The following is a 24,274-nucleotide window of genomic DNA, read 5'->3' on the forward strand; positions in this document are numbered from 1 at the left end:
ACTACACGTTTTGCTTCAGCCAAGCTGTCATATCAAATATCTTTCCTTGTTGTTTATAATATTGGTAAAGCTCGCCCGATTGCTTTTTGTGTTGAGAGTAACCAAAACGCAAATCGTCGCTAGGCAGTGTGTGCCACTCCTTAAGCTTGATGAGTGCAGGCTTCTCTTTGGGTTCTTCCACTTCGTTTGACGTTTGCTCATACCATTCTAGAACGAGTGGAATAAGCCCTCTTACCTGAAGGTTTGGATAATCTTCAATGGCTCTTTGCACTAACGGGACCAATAACTCGGATTCACATCCCATACCTAGCAAAAGGTTATACAGCCGCATGGCCTCTGAGTCGCTGGCAAAAGGCAATGAGTCTGACTTTGTAGCGGCAACTTCAGAGATCTGTTTGCTCAATTCTAGCAATCGCTTATCAATCTCTTTGTATTTCAAATCTGAATATTTGGCGATACTTCTTACTTTACCCGATTTAAGTGCTTCAATCATCGGATGAATAGGCTGAAGCTCAGACTCATACACCTTCACAAGTAACTTTGAAGATAACCGTTCAACCCCCGTGATAATTGCACGAAGTTGTGCAAGCACAAATAACTTAACCACGATATCCAGCACACCTTGAGACAACTCAAACCAGGTGTTGCGGATCTCTTCTGTGAGCGGCTCATCACGATGGATCAGCCACTGATACTGCCAAAGCTTATCGGTCAACAATCGCCACTCGGTGGGCTTTGGCTTACCCGTTGTTTTATCGATTCTATTTTTATGCTGTGGCAGGGGTTCCCACACCATAGAGCCAATCCCAGTACTACGCCTTGCAGATTGCAACTCAAGTTCAAATATGGGCCTTGCTTTAGGTGTGCCAACTAAAATCACCGGCACACCAATAATATTCACCAAGGCCACAAAGAACTCGAGCATTCGTTCTTGCCCTTCTTTTTGCTTACGGCCTAAACGCTGAATTTCATCAATCACTAACACGCCAATGGCGTATTGATTGGCAACTTGCCCCATAAATGACAACAGCACCTCAGTACTGTGACGTTTGCGTCCATACCTTTCAGTAAGATCGGTGTGCAGATGTTTATCGACCTCCTGAAAGAAATTTAAGCATAAGCTTTTCAATGACCCATCCACAGGGCATTCGATACGCAGATAGGTGAGTTGGTAAGTATTATATTGCTCGTGATAGATCGCTTGCGGGTAAGTGGCCAATATTCTTAGCACACTGGAGCTTTTACCACATCCAGAGCAACCAATAAGCGATAAACAACGTGCCGTTGAGGGCGCTTCGGCAAAACGAAAGCTACTGATGTCTCCCGTCATCAGCCGCTCGTAGCCATTTTGTAAATGTTGTTGTAGCTGGCCAGTAGCGATGTTTCTGGCAACATAGCCACCACGGATCATCAGCGCTATTTTTTCTTCTAACGCCACATGCATCGACAAAGGTTGAAAAAAGTCATCAAGCAAGCCACATAATTCATGAGCACGCTGCCTTGCATCTAAATAACCTGCTGCGGGATTGTATTTTACTTTACCCTCCAACTTGGTTTTTAGCTCCTCTATTTTGCTCACTCTGGGTAAAGCTTCGATAAACGGATTGCCTTTGTAGCGCTCAATCTCAGACTCCTGATACATCGCGCGGAAGATATTAGCTGGCAAGTTCATGAGTCTTCATCATCCTTAAAAAGTTGAGCTGAGAAATCCGGAAAATCTAAATCGTCATCCGGCTCTGCAAGATAATGCACCTCGGCTGACTGACTGGTATCGATCTCTACGGGTTTGTAAGCCCGTGCTTTACGTTCTTTGTCTTTTTCTTCTGCACGGTTGCCACGAATATTGCGAATACGCTCTGCATCTGACAAGCCGTTATGTTTTGGCGCGGCCTTTTCTGCCTGTTTAACCACCTCGATCACTTGACGCTCTAGCGCTCGCTTACGCTCATCAGCTATCAATTTTGCTTCGGCATGCGTTTGTTTTAACTCATCACTTTGCTGCCATACATCCCAGAAACTAGCCCCAGTAAACTGTCTTGAACGCGTTGCAAGCTGGCATACAAAGTATTCATTTTTATTCGAGCCGGGATAAAGGTAGATGTAATCAGCTATAGCCAAATCATATGCTACTTCAATTGTTTTAGGACGTTTAACTTCCTTACCGCGGTGCATCCAGCCCAATTTTAATAGCTCTGCACTGGTGTAATACACGCCAAATATGCAGACTCCTGAATCGGAAATGGTTGCACGTGTTCTCGGCATTAATGCTACACGGAGATGTTCTGCTTCAGGTTTTCTCAAACGACCCGTGCGATACTGCAAACCCCAATTCCATATGGCTAGGGGGTTGTTTGGTAAGTCTGTGGGCATATCAGCAGCTTTGTCATAATCTTTCATTACGTGATATTGATTGTGATAAAGTACTGAAGCTAATATTACTTTGGTGAACTCTTTAATCGTCAATTTAGCATCTAGGCGATAATCTCTGTCGCCATGTTTTTTAATTTTAGATCCGGTAACCACACCTGGAGCAAATGGTTTGAACGCTTGCTGAAACGTGCGAAATGACCTTTCAACAACGCCTTTGGCCTCACTCCTAAAAGGAGGCGTATTTTCAAGGCGCACCCCAAAACCTTTTTCCAAACATTCAATTTGGTGGCCCATTAGTTCACCTCTGTCAGCTAATAAAGCGGAAGGTAATCCAATGCATGGCCATTGCTCAGGCGATACTTCAAAGCCCTGTTCACAGCAATATTCAGATTTATCTGTAGAAGCCATATGTAACGCTTGAATAGCGGCCGCATATGAGGGGTTTTCAAAACCAATATAGAACCCAGCTACCATACGGCTAAATACATCAATAACCATATAAATCACTGGGCGACCAACGATACTTCCCCTATCTGTATCAGAGACTAGATAAATATCTGCAATGGTGGCATCAATCTCGTAGCGCATTCCCGGGCCCAAAACATCCGCGGCAGCGGTGCCTGTTAGCGGTCGAATATCTTTGTTCAGTTTAATATCACCAGCTTGCTTCTCAATCTTCTCTACCTGGCGGTACTCCCGTTTATAGAAATGCTCCATTTGCCAATACGTCGGCAATTCCGATTCAGGTAGTTCAGGAAAGTACTGGGTATATATATCTTTAAGGCGGTTATGTGCATAGGTAAATGATTTACCTTTGTCGGTCAGTACATGGCGTTCAATGGCTATTCGAAATAGTTTTTCAGTAAAGTCATCAATCAAAGCACCTATGCCAGGCATATATTTACGTGGACGACCCAACTTTTTAGTTGTCGCTCTACGTTTCTGACCCTTCGCGCCAGAGTTCTTATAATCAGGCAGCAATGCATTTGGCACCTGTCCTCTTTGCCAATACCTACGTGCAAAACGATAAATAGACTGCTTCGTTTTGCCTGTTTCAGCTACGATTTGATTTACCATCCTGCCACGAGCTTTAGGTTCATAGCAGTCTTCTAATTCTACCAATGGTCTAATCGCAGCATAATTATCGTCTCGTTTTATTTGAGCAGTAGAGCCAAACTCTGGCGTAACTTTTACAATATCACCATAAGGGTCATCTGTACGTGTGAGTACTTCATCTTGAAAGCCTTGCTCTAGTTCCGCTATTTCAACAAACTCAGGAAAGGCTTTGTCATTATGAACTTTTATCCAAAGCACATAATAATCAAACACCATGAGGACTCGGTATAAGGTTTGATCGTATTGCAATACTTCATTGATTTGAAACACGAAACACCTCCTGAATGTGTTCAACATCACCTAGTTTTAAATGGCCAACTTGCAGCTTTTGCACTGGCGTAAAAATATCGAAGGTAAAGTAACGATCAGCCAGTAAAGCTCTTATTTCAAACAACGACTCCCCTAAGTCTAGCCCATAAGCAGTATCTATCTCCTTGCAGGCATTGATAAGTGTTTTGGTAGGGTGCTTTGCAAAGTAATCAGCATAGAATCTGGTTTGCGCAACTGCGGAGTCTTCAGCTGTTTCATGTTCCCCTTGTAATGGATAAATCCATTCAACATTCGCTTTAACCACTTTGGGGATCTCTTGCTCAGTGACTATTTGCCAGGGGATCTGCTTTTCAAGCCAAAAGCGTTTCTCGAGCTCGAGTATTTCTATTTTTCGCTGATCTTCAAATGAACTGACATATTTAGCTTGTAGCGCAAAGTAAGGAAGGTCCCTTGAGGTTGTTTCAACAAGAAAGTCACTTGAAAGGTATTGGTCAACACCACGAACATTTGGGTGCTTGATACCAGCCGATTCAGCAAGTTCTAATGTAATCTCTCGTTCAAGTGGGAATTGCTCTTTGACCTGCAGCACATCCTGCCGCCACTCGAGCAAATAGAACATAGAGAGTTCCAGATCGGATAATAAATGATGAGTGCGTTTGGATTTATAACCAAAAACCCGATGTACACGACCTTTTGAAGGGTCGTCATAAACTGTGAGCCAAGGCTTATAGTCCTGATACTCACCTAAGCCACGCTTTTCTTTAATCCACTTACGATATTGGGCCTCAGTATGGCCAATCTTCCTAGACATAATATACCGCTATAACTGATTGAAACCCCAGCAAAGTTAAAACAATAGCATTAATATAAAATAAAAAACATAGAACTTAGTAGCAATGTAAAGGTTAAGTATTGACCATTTCTTTTAAGCCGTTTAGTCTAACTATGCTTCTTTTCTAACCGCCTATCCACTACTGCGTTAGGTCGTTTTGAAGTAGGTTTCACAAGCCTGCGTATTGCTTTGGGTCCAGAAAACTGGATTTTGGTAAATTTCTTAAGCTCTAATTCACTATGTTTCTTTAATTGAGAAATGTTGAGTTGAAAACCAAAGCCACCTTGACAAATTCTCACTAATTAAAGAGTGAACACTGTGCAAAATTCTATTTTTCCTCAATGTAATGAGTCATTTAAAGAGTTTATTTCGGCCCTAAATGAAAAGTTAATAGATGGCTCAAATGGGCAATACCGTAGAAAGCCTACTTTTTTATCTGCTATGGTAGCAGAGTCTCTACCTGGGAAACCTGACAACTATAATATCAATACACTTAAAGCCGAATTGAAGAGCAATGGCGTTTATTCAAACCAACATCATTCTGGATTTCTGACATTCAACTCAAACACTCTACTTAAAGTTATAAATCTGAGCAGAAAACTTCGGAAACAAGAAGGCATTGAACTCGAAGTCGCTTACAGAAGAGCTGCTGAGAGACTTGCACTGCACAACATTGAAGAAATCATTTATGCATGCAGAATACCAGTGCAGAAAGATGAGTTTCACCGTGTATGCCTAGATGGCTTAGTCTTTTCTCTGTCTGTAGGTAGGGGGTATCCAAATAGCAATATTAGAGATTTAGTTATAACTGGTTATAACTCCCCATTATATTGTGTCCATAGGTCAACTGAATACGCTTTAGGTAGCGTGTCATATGGTGACATGCTTAAAATCACATATCCTTCTCCACTTAATCGTCGAGACAAAGATATTGATTTATTCGCCCTACACATATGCAAATATTCTAGTGGGGAACCTCGCATACCTCTCGCCCTATTAAGCAAACAAGTGGCATACAATTTATCTGAACATTTACTTATTGATTTTGTTACGGAAGATTTAAATTCACCTTTGGAACCGTATTTCAAAAAAATTACGGAGTCGGAACTCTTTTTACATCTTCAAGAGTGGGCTATTAGGCACCCAAAAACAGCAAGAAATGCAACCAGTCCCTATTTTGAAAATTGGGGTAACCTAGCACTGGATTTACCAATGAAGGCTGCACTAGCCGTTCGAAAATAAGAGGGTATATCAAACTAGAAAGCCGATTACATCTTAATCGGCTTTCTCTCAATGCAGTATGAAACTATATTACTTAGGATGATACTTTAATACTTAGTATGATTCTTTATTCCTAAGCCACAATATCGAAAACATACTCAACCTTAATTACTCAACCGTGACCGATTTTGCTAGGTTACGCGGTTGGTCAACGTCAGTGCCTTTAATGACAGCCACATAGTATGACAACAGCTGTAGCGGGATTGTATAGACAACTGGCGCAATGATGTCTTCAACGTGGTTTACGTTCATGACACGCATCGTATCATCTGATGCAAATGCAGAGTCTTTGTCTGCGAATACATAGATGATGCCGCCGCGTGCGCGTACTTCTTCGACGTTAGACTTCAGCTTTTCGAGTAGCTCATTGTTTGGTGCCACAACAATGATTGGCATATCCGCGTCAATCAACGCTAGCGGACCATGCTTTAATTCACCTGCTGCGTATGCTTCTGCGTGAATATAAGAGATCTCTTTAAGCTTCAATGCGCCTTCCATTGCGATTGGATATTGTGAGCCACGGCCAAGGAATAAAGAATGATGCTTGTCTGCAAACTCTTCTGCTAATGCTTCAATGCCTTCAGCCATGCCTAGCGCTTCTTCTAGCTTGTTAGGTAAAGTCTTAATAGCATTAACAATCACGCTCTGATCGCGACCTTTTTCTTGCGCGATAGAGGCAGTTAGCATTAATAAGCCAACAAGTTGCGTTGTAAACGCTTTGGTTGAAGCAACGCCGATCTCAGCGCCCGCTTTGGTCATAAACGCCAAATCAGATTCACGTACCAGTGATGAGCCAGGTACGTTACAAATGGTCATAGACGCCATATAACCTTGCTCTTTTGCTAAGCGTAATGCCGCTAACGTATCCGCTGTTTCACCAGATTGAGAGATCGTTACTAATAAGCTATTTTCGTGTACAAACGACTCACGATAACGGAATTCTGAGGCAATTTCGACATTACAGCTTACCCCTGCTAACTGCTCAAGCCAGTAACGCGCCACCATACCAGAGTGATAAGACGTACCACAGGCAATGATCTGCACGTGCTTCACATCTTTAAAAATTTGGTTTGCACTGTCACCAAACGCATCCACTGTCACACGGTCGTTCTCAAGGCGGCCTTCAAGGGTATTACGCACAGCCAACGGTTGCTCGTAAATCTCTTTTAGCATGTAGTGACGATATTCGCCCTTACCTGATGCATCTTGCGTAATGTTCGACTCAACGACTTCACGCTCTACCGGATTGCCATCTACATCAAAAATCTCAACCGTATCGCGAGTAATACGTGCAACATCACCTTCTTCTAGAAAGATAAAACTACGTGTCACAGGCAATAACGCCAGCTGATCAGAGGCGATGAAGTTTTCACCTAGACCTAGACCAATCACCAACGGGCTGCCTGAGCGTGCCACAATGATTTCATTGTCGTTTTCTTTGTCAAAAACAACCGTACCGTATGCACCTTCAAGCTGCTTAGTTGCAGCTTGTACAGACTCAAGCAAGCTACCATGCTGCTGGCGCAATTGGTGAATAAGGTGCACCATCACTTCTGTATCTGTATCCGATAAGAACGTGTAGCCATCTTCTTTTAACGCATGGCGTAGTGCTTCATGGTTTTCAATGATGCCATTATGTACCAATGCAATTTGCTCATTAGATAAATGTGGGTGAGCGTTCGCTTCGGTTACACCACCATGTGTAGCCCAGCGCGTGTGCGCAATACCGGTCGTGCCTTTGACTTCTGCACGTTCAAGTGCACTGGCTAAATTAGCCACTTTACCTACTGCTTTAACCGTGTTTAATGTGCCAGCACTGCTCAGTGCTACACCTGCTGAATCATAGCCACGGTATTCTAGACGTTTTAAACCTTCAATTAGAATTCGGTTAACCGGGCGCTCTGCCACAGCTCCTACGATGCCACACATAATCTCTCCATTCGTTGCACGTTTGTGTGTTTACTCTTGTGTGATCTCTGCACAGATCACGTTTACGCCATGTGCCTCAATCGCTTGGCGCATCTCTGGTGCCAAGGTGTTGTCGGTGATCAAGGTGGTGACTTGCTGCCATGGCAGCTCTAAATTTGGAATTTTTCGACCAATTTTTTCAGACTCAACCAGCACAATAACTTCTCTTGCGGCCTCCGCCATCACCTTACTCAACCCGATCAACTCATTGAATGTGGTGGTTCCCCTCGCCACATCAATGCCATCAGCACCAATAAACAGTTGATCAAAGTCATATGAGCGTAGCACTTGTTCGGCAACTTGGCCTTGGAAGGACTCAGAATGCGGGTCCCAAGTACCACCGGTCATCAATAAGGTGGGTTCATTTTCGAGTGATAATAAGCGGTTAGCAATATTGATGGCGTTGGTCATAACGACAAGGCCACGCTTGGTCGCAAGCTCTGGGATCATAGCCGCGGTTGTTCTGCCACTGTCGATAATGATGCGGTTATGGTCGCGGATCAAAGCCGCGGCAGCGCTGGCAATCGCGACTTTACGCAGCGGATCTTGCTTATCGCCCCCCGTTGCCACAATCTCTTTGGGCAGCGCCACAGCGCCACCGTAACGACGCAGTAATAGGCCGCTTTTTTCTAGAGCGGTTAAGTCCTTTCGAATCGTAACTTCTGATGTTTCGAACTCAGCAGCCAAAGCTTCTACACTGACTTCACCTTCGCTGTTTACACGGCTAACTATGGTATGGCGGCGCTGCTGAGTGTTGCGTTTGGTCATTTATCTTTCACATAAGTTTCGATTCGAAATTTACGTGTATTCTAGTCGAAATATTGAAGATTATTCAAGTTTAAATTTGCTTAAATAATTTACAATTTTATGAAGCCATCAATCACGGCGGCTACCCACAACATTTAAAAAGGAATTAAATGCCAATGCTAAAGATACTCCGCAACCACGAAAATGCGTTGATACGCCTCCAAGCAATACCTAAAATAGCAATAATAAAAATAACAAAACATGTATATAAGTATCATCACATGAAATACACACTACTCTCGCTTGGACTATTGTTTAACGCATATGCTCACGCAGCGGTTACACCCTGGTTAGACTTTACCTATCAAAATGGACTGGTCACGATACCTGTAACAGTATCAGGCATTGAAAGTTACGCGGTGCTAGATACCGGTGCTTCAGACAATTCAATCAATCAAAACTTTATTGAAGCGAATAAACTTACCTATACCCACAGCGGCAATGTAAATATCCAAGGGGCATTCGATGTCAAACGCAACAAGGTATATCAAAAAGTACCTGTGTCGTTTTTTGGTATTGAGACCCAGCTTGAGCATATTACAGAAGTAGATATTGGCGAACCTGAAAATTCACTGCTTTTTGGTCGCGGCTTTTTTAAGTTATTCAATACTCAAATTGATTACCCAAATCGACGTATAAGACTGCTAACACACGACCACCTTGACTTGAAAAAGTTTGAAAATATCGGCTTCAAAATGCAAAAAGGATACGATCAGCCCATTGTGAAAGTAGAATTAGAGGGTGAATCAGCTTGGATGTTACTCGATACCGGTTTTTCAGGGGGTATTATCATTGAGCGCCGCTTTGCAAAAAAGTTTGGCTGGCTTGACACTGAAAATGAGCGGGTAGATTTTGCGGGCGTTAACAGCGTAGAGTCAATGGAAACTGTCAGAGCAAAAGAAGTAAAATTTGGTCCTTATACGCTGTCGAATGTTAAAGTCGCTTTTCCAGAAAAAGGCAGTAAAGTAAAGGTTTCCAGCCAGTATAGTCACTCAAGCAGCCATGTTAAAGGAGCTAAAGTCAAAGGCACTATCGGCTACGATGTATTCAAACACTTTGTGATGACCATGGACCTCAAAAACGGAAATTTACACGTTGGTGTACCAAAAGAGCAACTTTAAGCCAAACAGCCAGCGCTTATCGCGCTGGCTGTGTTTGTTACTCGTAGCGTAAGATCTGCGATGGCCTGATTGTTGCCGCTCTAAAGGCTAAAATAGCAACCGTAAGCCAAGTACTTAGCGCCACAAACCCAGCACTCAGTACATACACCCAGAGCGCCTGTGAGATACGCTCGTTAAAATGGTTTAGCCATCCATCAAGTACCCAGTAACTGAGTGGGAAAGACAGCAATACCGCCGCACCAATCAACACCACATACTCCTTTGCTAATAAGTTTACAATACTGACGCGTGATGCACCCAAGACCTTGCGTACAGCCACTTCTTTTTGCCTGCGCAGCACTGAGAAAGAAGCGAGCCCCAATACACCCAAGCACGTTAATGCAACCGCTAATGCGCTGAAAAATAAAACCAACTGCTGTATGCGTCGCTCGCTCATGTGCGCACGTTCATATTCATCTTCAATACGAGAAATCGAGACTTCTTGTAACTTCAGCTGACTCGACACCAAATCGCGGATCTGGGCAGATACACTTTGTGCAGACACGGTACCATCGAGTTTGACGACGATATCTGCAAATGGGCGACTAACCACACCTGCGCGAAATGAAATCGGTAACGCTTGCTGTTTAGCTGAACCAATTTTTACATCTGCCACCACACCCACAATCGTGACTTGCGTGCGACCATTGTGCGATGTAGCTTGCTTACCGATCACTTCTTCTGGATTGCTGTAGCCCACCATTTTCATATAGCTTTCAGAGACTAATACAGCATAACGGTGAATATCTTGCCCATCACGGCGAAACCAATCACTCCCAAATTGAGGAGAAAAATCACGCCCTGCGAGCAAAGTTAAGCCCAGTGTTTCAACAGCATAGTAGCCCGTTGAAACCGTAGGTTGAGTGCCTTGCAAGCGCTCCCCATTAGGCCAAGTTAAATGTAATCCCGCATTCATGTCTACGGTTAGATTGGTATTGCTGACCGTGACAGATGACACACCCGCAACACCACCAATACTGTCAAATAAACGGTTATTTTCAGCCTTATAGATAAGCTCAGCTGGCAAGTCTTTCACCAATAGCCTGTCCGTTTTTGCATAACCAACATCCAGTGTATTCACCAACGCCATTTGCTTGTAAATCACCACAGCCGCAATGATCAAGGCAATAGACAACACACTTTGAAAATACAAAGTCAGCTTACGTACCCAAATCGCGGTTTGACCACGTTGTAAATCACCACTGAGTACACGCTTAGCACTGAAAGAAGAAATAAACAGTGCAGGATATAACCCCGATAAGATGCCAACCAGAACAATGACACCGGCAACAGCCGCTAAAAACCACATAGAGAAGTCTAAGCTTAATGATCTATCTAGCACTTGATTTACCATAGGCAAAGACAGCTCAACCATGGCTAATGCAATTAACCCCGCAAAGCCCACCACCAATAATGCTTCCGTTAAAAATTGTTGGATCAACTGAAAACGAGTCGCGCCGAGCGCTTTTCGTACGCCAACCTCTTTTGCGCGCTTGGCCGCGGCTGCAATATTTAAATTAATGAAATTGGTGCTCGCCACCAGTAATAATATTAAAGCCAAAGCAACACTCACCAGCATTACCTGCTTTGAACCACCTTGCTTCATTTCAAATGGACCACGGCTATTAAAGTGGACATCTAATAAAGGGATTAAATGCAAAGATAAGGTCTTTTCACGACCTGTCGCGTGCTCAGTAAACAGCGCATTTAAATCGGCTTGTATGTTATTAACATTGGCACCGGGCACCATGCGCATATATACATAACCACTGACATTATTTTGCGCATTCGCAGGAATTGCGGTCAGTGTATGAAAATAAAAGTGGGTATTGTCTGGCAGATCTGCAAATACAGCGGCAATCGTGTAGGTGCCTGCGTCATGAATTAATCGCTCGCCCACGACATTATCGTGCCCAAATAAACGGATCGCAGTGCTTTGACTCAACGCCAGTTGATTCGGCGACGTAACCGCTGTCTGTACTGAGCCCGAAAGGACATTGAGCGACACAAAATCCAGTAAATTGCCACTTGCCGCATAGAAGTGCGGCAATTGCACTTGTCTATCGGATATTTTGACTGTCAGCGGTAAAGACCCGCCGTTATATTCAATACTTTCAGCATCTGCGAGCATCAGTACATCTTCAACCTGACTCTGTTGCTTCATTTGCATCGGGTGCTGAGATCGTGCATTACCAATGAGCTGTAGCCCCCAACTGCGGTAATCTGTATGCACACGATAAACGCGCTCAGCATTAGGATGTTGATGATCAAAAGAAAGTTCATAAGCCGCAAACAAAGCAACAACAATCGCCGCCGCTAATCCGATACTCAGGCCAATCACATTCAATGCAAAATGTTGCTTGTGTTTGGCAAACGCGCGCATTGCTGTGGTGATATAACTCGAAAACATAATATCTCCTTAAGCCACATGACTTGATTGGGTAACTTGGCTTGCCTTATCCACTAAAATACGGCCATCCAGCAGACGGATCACTCTGTCAGCATATTCGCCTTCGGTTTCTGAGTGCGTCACCATGATCACCGTTGTGCCTTCACGGTTAAGCTCGCGTAACATAGTCATTACTTCTTGAGAATTTTTGGAATCAAGGTTTCCCGTTGGTTCATCCGCTAAAATCAATTTTGGATTAATAACCAATGCACGCGCCACAGCAACACGCTGTTGTTGACCCCCCGAGAGCTGTTGCGGTAAATGATCCGCCCGATGATCGATGCCGACACGCTTTAGAATGGCGTCCACACGTTGCTTACGCTCTGTTTTAGAGACATTTTGGTATTGTAGAGGTAGCGCGACATTTTCAAACACAGTTAGCTCATCAATAAGGTTAAAGCTCTGAAATACAAAGCCAATAGATGCTTTTCGTAAAGTCGCCATTTGCTGTTCACTGAATCCAGCGACTTCTGTACCATCAAATAAATAACTGCCGCTTGAGGGGCCATCTAACAGGCCTAATATCGACAGTAGGGTTGACTTGCCGCACCCAGAAGGGCCCATAATCGCCACGAATTCACCGCTATCGACGGTTAAATTGATATCGTCCAGCGCCGTTGTTTCCACATCGTGAGTTCTAAATACTCGGTGTAATTGAGAGAGCTTAATCATTGTTCTGTCCTTTATATTCTTATTAGTTACTTAGATTTAAAACATCGGCTTTATCAAAGTTGCCGTAATGGGAAGTGATCACTTTATCCCCCGGCGCCAGCCCCGATAACACTTCGTAGAAATGTTGGTTTTTCTTGCCCAACCGAATCGCCTTGCGCTCGGCCTGCGTGCCATCACTGCTCAATACAAATACCCAGTGTCCGCCGCTGGCGCTAAAGAATGCCCCGCGCGGCAGTAAAGTTGCCTGTGTTTGCTCATCGCTGAACATCAATTGCGCATCCAACCCTTGGCCACGTTTAATGTCTTGCGTTCCGGCTGGTAACTCAGCCTCTATTTGAAATTGTGCGTTACTCACACGGCTATCAATTTTGGTCACCTTTGCCTGCAAGGTTTGACCACCATGATTGATCTCCATGGTCATACCCAAGGTAACTTGACTTAAATAAAACTCATCCAAGCTCACTGATAACTTATATTCATCTGGTATATCAATTTGGCCAAGGCGAGCACCTGCTTGCTTTGACTCACCCACTTGCACATCTAGCTCACTCAAATACCCAGATACTGGGGCCGTCACTTGCAAGCTCTCCAAGTTTTTACGGGCAAACTCTAAATTACTTTGCAGCATTTTGGCACTGTCTTCTAACTGCGCCAGCTGGACTTTACGAATACTGTTTTCTTGTGCTTGGCGTTCGATGGTCAAGGTATGAATATCGCGGTTGTACTGTAAGTTTTCACGAATTTCGTCCACTTCCTCTTGGCTCACCAACCCTTTTGTCAGCAATGACTCAGTCTGCGTCAATTTACGCTCTAAATGGCTTATATTTAGCTCAATATCTAACAAATCACGTTTTAAATTCAGTGCATTGGTTGTCATCGTCATTTGCGTGTTACGCAAGAAGTTAAGTTGCTCAGTCACCTGTGCCTCGCGACTCATCACATCTAGCTGTAAATTGGTATTGGACAGTTGCACCAGTGGCTGGCCTTTTTCAACATAAGTGCCCTGCTCAATCAGTCTGGCTTCAACACGGCCGCCGGATACGGTATCTAAAAATATGGTGGTTTTAGGCACCACTTGACCACGTACGCTTAACGCATTTTTGAACTCACCACTGACCACCGCACTAACTGTAAGCCCAGCAAGGTTGACCGTTTGAGATTGTCCCTGTTCAGCGGAGTAGTTCATGCTATACGCACCGAATCCAATTGACACTGCAACCGCAGCTACAAGTGCAGGTTTTAAAAAGCGACGGTGTGTTGTGTTAGTAATTTTTTTGTCCATGGCATCAGCTCCTTTGGCTTAGATACTGTTACTAAATCAAGATTGATGCCAAAAATAAAAACAAACAAAATCATACACTTGAAAATTAAAGCAAAATATCTTCGGCTTTAAGTGTCCGTTAATGGCACAGTCTCCTGTCCATATATGGACAGTTTTAGGCGTTTTACGTTAAGCTGTGCTGGTCAAATAATAATAACGAGCTCAGCGCATGGAAAAGCAAGGCACGATCCTCATCGTCGATGACAACACCGATGTTTTACTGGCAGCCAAGCTGCTTTTAAAGAAACACCATAAAAAAATCCTCACCACAGACAATCCGTTTGACGTTGAGTCCTTAATTAATGACCACCCAATAGATGTCATTTTGCTTGATATGAATTTTGATCGCGATGCCATCAGTGGCCAAGAAGGGCTCTATTGGCTGAAGAAAATCCATCACCAAGCGCCCAGTATCGCGGTGATCCTCATGACCGCCTACAGTGATGTGCAACTGGCCGTCGAAGCGATTAAAAACGGCGCGACTGATTTTGTTGCCAAGCCCTGGCAAAACGACCAACTACTCACCGTAATTGCCACAGCATTAGCACACGCCGAGGACAAAAAAGCCCTCAACAAACTATCAAGGCAAACTCAAGGCTTAAGCCAAGCGCTCAGTACGCCGCAAAGTGAATTTTTAGGGCAAAGTGATGCCATGTTGCAGGTCTTTGACACCCTTGAAAAAGCAGCTAAAACGGACGCCAATATTTTAATAACCGGTGAAAGTGGCACGGGTAAAGAGCTTACCGCGCATGCCATTCATGCACAAAGCCCACGCGCCCAGATGCCTTTTATTAGTCTAGATATGGGGGCCGTGTCGGGTAATTTGTTTGAAAGTGAGTTATTCGGTCACAAAAAAGGGGCGTTTACCGATGCCAAATCAGATCGTGTTGGGCGCTTTGAGTTGGCCCATGGCGGCAGCTTATTTTTAGATGAAGTGGGCAATATGCCTTTAGCACAGCAAGTGAAGCTGTTAGCCGCTATTCAAAATCGACAGATCACCCCGATAGGTAGCAATCAAGTGATTGACACAGATATACGGCTCATCTGTGCAACCAATGAAGCTCTACCTGAAGCTGTTGCCCAAGGGCAATTTAGACAAGATCTCTTGTATCGCATCAATACCATTGAAATTCGTCTCCCACCACTGAGAGAGCGGGCAGCGGATATTCCACTTTTAGTCCAGCACTATTTAGATATTTATCAGCAAAAATACCGTCGCGAGCTAACACTTCCCGCTAGTGCACTGCGTACTTTATGCGAATACCACTGGCCGGGTAATGTCCGAGAATTAGCCCACACCATTGAGCGTGCGGTTATTTTATCCGAGGGCAATGAGCTCGCAATTCATTCAGTCTTAGTCACCCCAAGCCAAATGCAAACGCCTGAAAACTCATCGCCCGAGCACACGCCAGATACCTTCGATTTAGACACCATTGAGCAACGTACCATTCGCGCAGCACTGAAACACCATCAAGGCAATGTCAGTCATGCTGCCAAAGCATTAGGCCTAACCCGTGGTGCGATGTATCGTCGCCTAGAAAAGTATGGACTGTAAGTGATGAACATGCGCTTCAAAGCTACACTATGTGGAGTAAGCTTGCTCCTCAGTGGCATGCTACTCTTTGTCGCGGCCATGCACTATCAATTAAGTGCCATCACTGCGTTAATGATCCTGTTAATCATCGCTCAAATAATGTGGCTCTCTCGCTTGTTTCAACAGGCTCAACAATTTCCAGAGCAACTATTTCGTGCACTGGCCAATGGCGACCATACTCTAGGCCTGCCCACAGCCCATCCACTGCGTAAAGACTACGAGCAAGCTCGCAGCAAAATGCAAGCCACCCAACTGGATGCACAAAGGCAAGTACAAATCATCAATGCGTTATTCAATCATATCAATCTACCCATGTTGATCTGCGATGAACACGGTCAAGTGATTGAGCAAAGCACCGCTGTAAATAAGCAACTGGGTACTAAGATGAATCACTTAGAGGCACTTAAACAGGGTAACCCAGACATTTTTGAGTTTGTCAGCGTGGCCACCACCAACCAACATGGCACCTTTCATTGGCATAAAAATGAGCAACCAGAGACCTTGTATGTACAAGTAAGCACACTACATGTGCAATACCTTCAGTATAAAGTCATCACACTACAATCCATCACCGAGCAACTCAATGCCAAAGAGCAACAAGCCTATAAAAAGCTTACAAAAGTCCTTACCCATGAAGTCGCAAACTCCATCACGCCATTGGCGTCGATGGCGCAAACCTGTTTAGCACTGATACCGGATACGCTGCAATTTGATGAGCAGGAAGACAAAGACGACTTAACACTCGCTCTATCCACATTGGCATCCAGAAGTAGCCATCTAAGCGACTTTATTCGCGAATTTAGACAGTTAAGTAACCTGCCTATACCGCAGTTGCACGCGACACAACTTTGCGACTTACTCGATACAACCAAACACCTGTTCGCCAGCCAACACCCAGATGTTGATATTGAGGTCAGTGGTATAACACATATCATGTGCACGCTTGACGTCAAGCAAATCGAGCAGGTACTGATCAATCTATGCAAAAATGCCATTGAAGCGGTTGCCACTATGCCCAATACCGTACCAAAAGTTCGCCTTATTGCACTGCACAATGAACATGGCCAACTCTGTGTGGATGTGTGTGACAACGGCCCAGGAATAACAGAGCAAGCCTGTAAAATGATGTTTGTGCCTTTTTTTACTACCAAGCAACAAGGTTCTGGTATCGGGTTGAGCTTATCAAAACAGATCATGGTGCAACACGGAGGCGAACTGCTTTACCTTCATCGTTCTGAAGGGGCTTGCTTTCGCTGCGTATTTGGATAGTGAATAGGTTAAAATGCCACCACTTTATGTAGGCAAATTAAATTATTCGCGTACACTATCACTGCGTTTCTGATTCAGGGTTATATGATGACAGCACAACTTAAAAAGGAATGGCTCATCTCCTTTGCAGGGTGGAGTGCCTTTATCTTCTTCATGTCTGCCACTTATGTGCTTTATGATTGGGCCATGCCACCGGCTGAAGAGATTAATAATCGCCCTTGGTGGGCTTTACAAGAGTGGGGAATTTGGTACTTATTAACGCCCGTGGTTTTTCGCCTCCTCACACAGCACCATCAAGCAAACCGCCTGACTAAGCAAAAATTTATCTGCATCCTTGCTTTGATGTTATGTATTTCCATGACCTATCAAGCCATATTTGACTTCTGGGTGTTGTGTGATGCCATCCCTTACACCATGTTGTACTTTGCGCCTGCTCACCCACTGGTGTTGTTTGTTTTAAGCTATCTTTGGCACACGTTTTTACGCACTGAGCAACCCCTTCATCACAATACATTAGAAGTGGAAACGGGCAGTACCACGGCGCGGTTACGCTTTAGTGATATCACCCATATCAACTCAGCCAGTAATTATGTTGAGCTACATACAGAGCAACACCATTATTTAAAGCGGATCACGTTAAAGCAAATTGAGCAACAGCTCCCAGATACACAATTTATACGCACGCACCGCTCACACTTAGTCAATTTAGATTACATTGAGCGCATACATATAAAACCCTCTGGTAGCGGTTTAGTGCTACTAAAAAGTGGTCAATCAGTGGCGCTGAGCAAAGCATTTAAACCGGTATTAAGAGCCAAGTTAAAAAACGTCGCTTAACCCGCAACATTGCACTCGTCCCAAGCCCATAGGGACGAGTGAACAATCCCAGTCCATTCGTCCCAAAAACCCACCAGCTATCCCTAGGCTATTGATAGTAATAGATTGATTTATTTCAATAGACTCAGCAAGTCAGTTAAAAATGGACGTCAACTCTCGATGAAAGCCTATTGTTCAACCATGGTATTACTTGGTTTTTGTGCCAATACATTCAGTATCACTGCCGCAGCAAGCGATACAAAAACAACACACCAACAACAGTTTGCTGCAACACACTATGACAATGACAACCTGCAAACATTACACGGACAAAACGCATTAGAAAAAGTGAACCAATTACCCGGCTTTACGCTAGTGCAAAGTAACCAGCAGCGCGGACTGAGTGCCGCAGGCGGAAACGTGCTTATCAATGGCGCAACTGCGGTTTCTAAATCTGAGTCTCTGTCTGATATTTTAAGGCAGTTGCCCAGTGACCAAATCGCTGCTATTCACCTTTACAGCGCAGGTCACCCCTTCAGTACGGCAAGCCAATTTAATCAATTAGTCAATATCATCACGCATTCACCCAAACTTGGCGCACACTGGCAAGCCAGAAGCAAGTTGACCTCCGCTTATCACGCCTATCGCCCAAGCGAGTTGGCTGCGCAAATCGCCCTCCCCAGCGAAGGATGGCAGCATCAGCTTAATCTGCATTATCAAGATGATCGCAGCCAATCTACCTCACAATTCCAAGAGATAGACGCATTTGGCAGCATGATAGAACAGGGTCATGAAGCGTTTTTTGAAAAACGCAATGGCCGGCTATTGTCGCTCACCAGCCAACCAGATCTCGATGACGACGGCCGCCTTGTTTTTTCAACCAAAGCTGTCCTCGATGACTTTCAAATCGAGCAAACCAGAGACAACAGCAGCCCTTTTTTATGGCGATTAGATGAATCTGAGTCTCGTTCTGAATATGAAATGGCTGTGGACTGGCAAAAAGAAAGTCGTCACAAAAACCAGTGGCAGATCATCGCACTACACAACCGAAAATTAGAACATATTCACAGTGCTACTTTTGACCACGCTCCCGTAGCAACGCCCTATCAACAGCACAAAACACAACAAGAACAGGTGGTTCAACTCAATATCACTTTGCCAAATACCACTTATTCACCAGAATTTGGCATTGAGATCAGTCGCAACCAACTGGATGCCACGACGAACAATGACGGGGACTTTGAACAGGCGCAAGTGAGTGAAGTCAGATATCAACCATATGCCGCTCTCTCCAGCGAAATAAATCAGCAGTGGCAGCTGTATACACGCCTAAATGCAGAGCGTACCGTCCTTAAGAGCCGCGCCAACCAAAACCATAAAGCCCAATTGGGCTTTATTAAGCCACTAATTAGGCTCAGTTATGATCCTCAATCTAATTGGGATATGACAATGACGGCCCAGCACCAGGTTGATCAGCTCGATTTCGATGATTTTGTACAAAGCCAAGATGCAGAGTTTAATCGCGCTCAATCAGGCAACCTTTCCCTCAGGCCAAGTCAATTCACAGAGCTGGCAACCCAGCTCAACGTGCAATTGTTTGATAGCTTATTTTTCAATTTAAATCTGTATCATCAGTGGCAAAAAGACATTCATGAATTTATACAACTGCCCAATGGCGATACCATGATAGGTAATGCCGGTGCAGCGCAACAGCTGGGTGGCGCACTCAGCGCGACATGGGATACCACAAAGTGGCTAACAGGAAGTCAATTTAACTTAAGCTATGATTTTGCAAGTGCCCGATTTGACGACCCATTGACCGGGTCACGGCCCACTGACGGGCTCACCCCACATGATGCCTCAGTTGAATTTCGCCAAGATGGCAGCACCTATAACTGGGGGCTCGAACTCTATCTTCCTCTGACTGAAACCAATTATTACGTTGACGAAATATACATGGAGAAAGACCAAATTGAACTCAGTGCTTTCGCGGAGTATCAAGTGTCTAAACGGCTGAGAGTGCGTGGTGCCATAGCAACTCTAAATACGGCAAAGTATAGTTATGTGCAGCAGTATTTTGATGCCAATAGACTTGGCAAATACACAGGGAATCGTCGTATTGATGAACGAGTCGACCCCGTTGTGACACTATCTCTGTTAGGGCAACTGTAAATGGGGCATAACGCCCCACCTTTCTCTTAGTGGACGAGCGGCAATTTAAATCGGCAGTGTCCGTCACTGACGCTGCCCACCATCTCATCGTAGGCGGTTTCCATATCAAGCGTGGCTTCTGTCGCGCCAAGATCTGCCAACTCGACTTCGGCCTCTCGCAACGAGTTGTAAGTAACGATTTTACCTTTTTTATCGGTTATCAAATGATAGTTACCCAACACATCTAAACCACCCGCAAGATAATGGTTTGAGTCTGCATAACTGAGTATGACCGGATCCATATAGCTATGTTCAAATTGTTCTTTCAATTCTGTGCGGTCCATAAAACACCTCTCAACAGTGGAACTACCTACTTAAACGCACTCAACCCCAGTTTAGTTCAAAAAACAAACAGAAACTATCTCTCAGGCTCCCTATGTCCCAATTATTTTAACTTGTGTATTTATTTCACTAACTTATAAAATAGCGTAATAAGAATAATAATAACCCGGTGCCGCTATGCTAAAACGACCGCTTCTCATTGCCTGCTTTTTATCTCTTACGGCCTGTCAGACGACACAAGATGCTGCACAAGCTGATGCTTCTGATCAGCAAATGCAAGAAGCCCATATTAAACCAACCCAAATTCAAACTTCGACAGGCGTGACCAAGACAAGACCTTTTCCAACCGCGCCCATTCATGAAGAGGATGTCTGGCAGCGGATCCGCCAGCAAATTAGCTTTGCCCCCTCAAGCCACCCTAGGGTACTACGACGCGTCAATTGGTACCTACAGCACCCAAATTATATGGATACCATCAGCCAACGTGCAGGCCCTTTGCTGTATTACATTGTGACTGAAATTGAAAAGCGCGGTTTACCCATTGAACTGGCACTCATGCCTTTGATTGAAACTGACTTTGATATGCAAGCCTATTCACACAAGCATGCCTCGGGACTGTGGCAATTAACGCCTTTGATCGCCAAACATTATGGCATTGAGATCAACCCTTGGTACGATGGTCGCCAAGATCTGATTGACTCAACCCGTGTCGCGCTTGATTTTTTAACCTACTTGCACAAGCGCTTTGACGGCAACTGGTACCACGCGGTTGCGGCGTATAATACGGGGGAAGGCAGAGTCTTAAGAGCCATAGAAAACAACCGTAAAGCAGGTAAATCAACAGATTTTTTTGCGCTACAGCTACCGCGCCAAACACGTCACTATGTCCCTAAACTTATCGCTGCCACGCAATTACTCAAACAGCAGTTAATGCCTTTTCCGGCCATTGCCAACACCCCAGCCATCACCACAGTTTCTTTACCCACTGCCACTATTTTAGACCGAGATCCTCAGTGGTCGATGCTGGCCGAGCTCAATACTGGGTACGCACGCTTTCCCGCTTTGCTTGGCGGCCCCAATCGCCTCATTATGCCAATCGACAAAGCCCAGCAATGGTCGGACTATGCCAAAAACCTCCCAACCATGCCAAGTGATCAGTGGCAAACCTACACAGTGCGTCGTGGCGATAGCCTGAGTGTGATTGCAGCCAATTACGAGCTCAGTGTTAGGCAGCTCAAGTCATTTAACCAACTGCGCTCCGATACCATACGCATTGGTCAGCAATTGGTGTTACCCGTACTGGCCGATAAACACTACACCTATACCGTCAAGTCTGGCGATAGCTTATGGCGCATTGCCAAGCAATTTAATGTTTCCGTTAATAAGTTAAAGCAATGGAACGCGCTATCCAGCTCAACACTGCAAATTGGCAAAGAGCTTACTTTATTTTTAACGGCGCCATAAGTACATAAAAAGGAATTTACCATGTCATCTGAACACGACCAAAAGATAGAAGAACAACATCAGCCAACAGAAGCGCTGCGACCTAAAGCGCCTAGACTCAAGCTAAAATTATCACGCTCTAAAATGAACAGCATTTTAGCCCTGTGTGCGATTTTAATTTCCGCAGCCTCCTTTTATGCCACTTACATGCAAGCCAAAGCAGCCCAAGAACAAGTGACCGCAGCAGAGCGACAACTTTACGCAGAAACTTGGCCTTGGTTGCAGGTCAGTTATAGCGACTATGATATCGAAGCTGAGCGCGCCCATATGACTGTTAAAGTGAAAAACTCTGGTACTGGCCCTGCACTTATCAAATCCATGCACTTTGCATATCAAGGCGAACAGTACAACACCCTCGTTGAGCTCCTAAACGATTGCTGCAGCCTCAATGCCTATCGAGATGCACTAAAAGAAGTTCAATCCGATAATGGGGATATTAACTACCTCAAGCAGTTTGGCTGGTATGTCACGAGCAATCCAAACAACTCTCTATTAGCGGATGGCAATGATTTAGTCTTATTTTCTATGGTGCGCAGCAAGTTTAATAATAATTTGTGGGAAAAAATTGGAGAGATCGCCCATGATATTGAAGTAAATACTTGCTATTGCTCTTTGCTCAAGCAATGCTACACAGTTAATAAAGCGTCGGAAGTAAAAAAGGTTGCGAATTGTTCCAACTTAACTCAGTAAACCGCCGAAAAGCGGCTAAACACATTTGTTTATACGAAGGGGTCATTGCCCATTTATATGTCGATACCCGCGGCAATGTCACCTTGGGAGCGGGTTTTCACATTACCAGTGCCAAAGCGCTCAGCAAGCTCCCTCTGCGTGAAAAGTCGACACAAAAAGCGGCAAGTCGCGCAGCGAAAATTCAAGAGTTTGAACACATAGCCAAATTACCATCAGGACGCTTAGCAAGCTGGTATGAATCCCACTGCAAACTGTATTTACCACAACCAGCATGCGTAAAGTTACTAGAAAAAAAGATCGCCGAATTCGAAACTGAGCTGGACACCCTATTTAGCGCGAAAAACGGCTATGTGCCATTTCGCCGTATGCCGTCGAATGTGCAACTAGCATTACTCGATATGGCCTATAATTTAGGTACTCCTAACTTAAGTCGAGCATGGCCAAATCTATTGCAAGCCATTCGCCATGAAAACTGGCAGCTTGCCGCCACAGAGTGTCGACGCAAGTATGTCAGCGCTGCGCGCAATCAAGCCACCGCACGGTTATTCGCACAAAGCGGTTCTGTGGGTTTACTTAAGCGACTTGGCCACTTTCTTTTGACCAAAGCCCTTGCTCGTTTTAAGCGCTAAGCGCAAATGAGTGGATTGGCGTATAGTGCAAACCATCTTCAAGCCGGTGTGAGTGATAAAGATGAAACTCAGTGACGTCCAAGGTAAATGGCACTAGGGGGGCACATACTGACGGCTCAGCTTTGAGCCCGCGAAACAAAGTGATATGAGGAGAAAATGGATAGGGGTTACGATACAAGCCCAGCGCTTCCCCACAGTTGCGCAAAGGCTCTGCAATACCGCACAACGCCTCATTAATGTGATCGGGCCGCAAATAAAATAATCCGTTGTGCGACCAATACCCCGTGCTATCAAAACGCAGTTGAAAAGATGGCAGCACTATACTGTGGGCAAATTCGATCACCTTTTCTTCAGCGCTCGCATCTGTCTGAGCCAAAAATGCCAATGTCAGATGCCAATTATGCGGCAGTGTCGATGCTTTAGTGGCAATAACAGAGGTATCTAGCCAGTGTTGAATATGTGCCGTTTGCTCAGGTGCTAAGCCAATACCAAAAAACAGTCGCTTCCCTATCATTATTTAAATACCACTGCCTTTTTGCTTGGCGTATAAATACGTGTTTGCGGCGCTGTCCATTTACCTTGCTTAAAGTACTGAGTTGCGACACTGAACTGACCATCTTTAAAGCGGCTTGTTGACTTCACTTGGGTAATACCGTTTTGGTCGCCCACAACTTGCTCATAAGCAGCAAATTCATAGTCACTGATCACCTCAATTCGCCCAGAGGTATAAAAGCCTGCTGTCGTAAAATAATAAAATACCAAGGACTGCTTTTGCTTATCCCAAAAAATCAGCGACTCGCCACCATACTCCCCCTGATTGATAGAATGTAAGGTCCGAATAGCCGTACCATTCAAAGCCCGCTCCCAATGGCTGATATCTTCCACTGCAGGCGTATCTGCCGCCATGCTAAAACGGGCTTGCCAAGTCCCCAAGTAGGGGGAGAACACGCTCAACTCTTTGGCGAGCTCCGCCGTCCAAGCAAGCGGATTATAGAAACAGATTGCACACACAAGGCATTTTAGCGCTCGCATCA

The 24,274-nt window shown here is 44.7% G+C and carries 20 protein-coding genes; 9 read left to right on the forward strand and 11 right to left on the reverse strand.

Annotated features, from left to right (window positions below; translation table 11 throughout):
* Position 1: 1 nt before the first annotated feature.
* Genes AC2CZC_RS06120 through AC2CZC_RS06130 form a run of 3 tightly spaced genes read right to left on the reverse strand, consistent with a single transcriptional unit; the run spans position 2 to position 4,567 of the window.
* Positions 2–1,672, reverse strand: coding sequence for an AAA family ATPase (locus tag AC2CZC_RS06120; protein WP_484584194.1), 1,671 nt, complete (start codon positions 1,670–1,672; stop codon positions 2–4).
* Positions 1,669–3,756 (reverse strand): Mu transposase C-terminal domain-containing protein, encoded by a 2,088-nt coding sequence (locus AC2CZC_RS06125; protein WP_484584195.1) that lies wholly within the window; start codon positions 3,754–3,756, stop codon positions 1,669–1,671. Before AC2CZC_RS06125 ends, AC2CZC_RS06120 begins: the two co-directional genes overlap by 4 nt.
* On the reverse strand, positions 3,740–4,567 hold the full coding sequence (locus tag AC2CZC_RS06130; RefSeq protein ID WP_484584196.1) for a TnsA endonuclease C-terminal domain-containing protein: 828 nt from the start codon (positions 4,565–4,567) through the stop codon (positions 3,740–3,742). The genes AC2CZC_RS06125 and AC2CZC_RS06130 overlap by 17 nt, the downstream gene beginning before the upstream one ends.
* Positions 4,568–4,906: 339 nt before the next feature.
* On the opposite strand from AC2CZC_RS06130, the gene AC2CZC_RS06135 reads away from it, so the two are divergent.
* The gene (locus AC2CZC_RS06135) at positions 4,907–5,830 is read left to right on the forward strand and encodes a hypothetical protein (protein ID WP_484584197.1); all 924 of its coding nucleotides are present in this window, start codon (positions 4,907–4,909) and stop codon (positions 5,828–5,830) included.
* 147 nt (positions 5,831–5,977) lie between these two features.
* On the opposite strand, the gene glmS is transcribed toward AC2CZC_RS06135, so the two are convergent.
* Positions 5,978–7,798, reverse strand: coding sequence for a glutamine--fructose-6-phosphate transaminase (isomerizing) (glmS, locus tag AC2CZC_RS06140; protein ID WP_484584198.1), 1,821 nt, complete (start codon positions 7,796–7,798; stop codon positions 5,978–5,980).
* Between the two features lie 30 nt (positions 7,799–7,828).
* Entirely contained in the window at positions 7,829–8,605 is a 777-nt protein-coding gene (locus AC2CZC_RS06145) for a DeoR/GlpR family DNA-binding transcription regulator (RefSeq protein ID WP_484584199.1), read from the reverse strand.
* Positions 8,606–8,865: 260 nt separating this feature from the next.
* Between AC2CZC_RS06145 and AC2CZC_RS06150 the strand changes: the two genes are divergently transcribed.
* Complete coding sequence (locus AC2CZC_RS06150; RefSeq protein WP_484584200.1) at positions 8,866–9,765, forward strand: pepsin/retropepsin-like aspartic protease family protein; 900 nt, start codon at positions 8,866–8,868, stop codon at positions 9,763–9,765.
* A 37-nt stretch (positions 9,766–9,802) separates the two neighbouring features.
* Here AC2CZC_RS06150 and AC2CZC_RS06155 read toward each other — a convergent pair whose 3' ends face one another.
* The 3 genes from AC2CZC_RS06155 to AC2CZC_RS06165 are packed head-to-tail and all read right to left on the reverse strand — an operon-like array spanning position 9,803 to position 14,207.
* The gene (locus tag AC2CZC_RS06155; RefSeq protein WP_484584201.1) at positions 9,803–12,214 is read right to left on the reverse strand and encodes an ABC transporter permease; all 2,412 of its coding nucleotides are present in this window, start codon (positions 12,212–12,214) and stop codon (positions 9,803–9,805) included.
* Positions 12,215–12,223: 9 nt separating this feature from the next.
* A complete protein-coding gene (locus AC2CZC_RS06160; protein ID WP_484584202.1) occupies positions 12,224–12,925 on the reverse strand; it encodes an ABC transporter ATP-binding protein in 702 nt (233 codons plus the stop codon).
* 22 nt (positions 12,926–12,947) lie between these two features.
* Positions 12,948–14,207, reverse strand: coding sequence for an efflux RND transporter periplasmic adaptor subunit (locus AC2CZC_RS06165; protein WP_484584203.1), 1,260 nt, complete (start codon positions 14,205–14,207; stop codon positions 12,948–12,950).
* Between the two features lie 208 nt (positions 14,208–14,415).
* Between AC2CZC_RS06165 and AC2CZC_RS06170 the strand changes: the two genes are divergently transcribed.
* The 4 genes from AC2CZC_RS06170 (at position 14,416) to AC2CZC_RS06185 (ending at position 20,097) form a co-directional block, all read left to right on the forward strand.
* Positions 14,416–15,801, forward strand: coding sequence for a sigma-54-dependent transcriptional regulator (locus AC2CZC_RS06170; RefSeq protein WP_484584204.1), 1,386 nt, complete (start codon positions 14,416–14,418; stop codon positions 15,799–15,801).
* 9 nt (positions 15,802–15,810) lie between these two features.
* Positions 15,811–17,109, forward strand: coding sequence for a sensor histidine kinase (locus AC2CZC_RS06175; protein ID WP_484584205.1), 1,299 nt, complete (start codon positions 15,811–15,813; stop codon positions 17,107–17,109).
* Between the two features lie 84 nt (positions 17,110–17,193).
* Positions 17,194–17,946: a LytR/AlgR family response regulator transcription factor gene (locus AC2CZC_RS06180; RefSeq protein WP_484584206.1), complete on the forward strand. Its 753-nt coding sequence runs from the start codon at positions 17,194–17,196 to the stop codon at positions 17,944–17,946.
* Positions 17,947–18,105: 159 nt separating this feature from the next.
* Positions 18,106–20,097: a TonB-dependent receptor gene (locus tag AC2CZC_RS06185; protein ID WP_484584207.1), complete on the forward strand. Its 1,992-nt coding sequence runs from the start codon at positions 18,106–18,108 to the stop codon at positions 20,095–20,097.
* A gap of 26 nt (positions 20,098–20,123) precedes the next feature.
* Here the strand turns inward: AC2CZC_RS06185 and AC2CZC_RS06190 are convergent, their stop codons facing one another.
* Entirely contained in the window at positions 20,124–20,420 is a 297-nt protein-coding gene (locus AC2CZC_RS06190; RefSeq protein WP_063363308.1) for a DUF6482 family protein, read from the reverse strand.
* Positions 20,421–20,595: 175 nt separating this feature from the next.
* On the opposite strand from AC2CZC_RS06190, the gene AC2CZC_RS06195 reads away from it, so the two are divergent.
* From AC2CZC_RS06195 to AC2CZC_RS06205, 3 genes are read left to right on the forward strand one after another with little or no spacing between them, the layout of a single operon-like run.
* Positions 20,596–21,882, forward strand: coding sequence for a LysM peptidoglycan-binding domain-containing protein (locus AC2CZC_RS06195; RefSeq protein ID WP_484584208.1), 1,287 nt, complete (start codon positions 20,596–20,598; stop codon positions 21,880–21,882).
* A 21-nt stretch (positions 21,883–21,903) separates the two neighbouring features.
* On the forward strand, positions 21,904–22,611 hold the full coding sequence (locus AC2CZC_RS06200) for a hypothetical protein (RefSeq protein ID WP_484584209.1): 708 nt from the start codon (positions 21,904–21,906) through the stop codon (positions 22,609–22,611).
* A complete protein-coding gene (locus tag AC2CZC_RS06205; protein WP_484584210.1) occupies positions 22,590–23,240 on the forward strand; it encodes a glycoside hydrolase family protein in 651 nt (216 codons plus the stop codon). The genes AC2CZC_RS06200 and AC2CZC_RS06205 overlap by 22 nt, the downstream gene beginning before the upstream one ends.
* Here AC2CZC_RS06205 and thpR read toward each other — a convergent pair.
* Both thpR and AC2CZC_RS06215 read right to left on the reverse strand, forming a co-directional pair.
* Entirely contained in the window at positions 23,230–23,754 is a 525-nt protein-coding gene (thpR, locus tag AC2CZC_RS06210; protein WP_484584211.1) for an RNA 2',3'-cyclic phosphodiesterase, read from the reverse strand. The genes AC2CZC_RS06205 and thpR overlap by 11 nt on opposite strands.
* Entirely contained in the window at positions 23,754–24,272 is a 519-nt protein-coding gene (locus AC2CZC_RS06215; RefSeq protein ID WP_484584853.1) for a hypothetical protein, read from the reverse strand. The genes thpR and AC2CZC_RS06215 overlap by 1 nt, the downstream gene beginning before the upstream one ends.
* Positions 24,273–24,274: the final 2 nt, after the last annotated feature.

This window comes from Pseudoalteromonas sp. MMG033 (assembly GCF_057197785.1).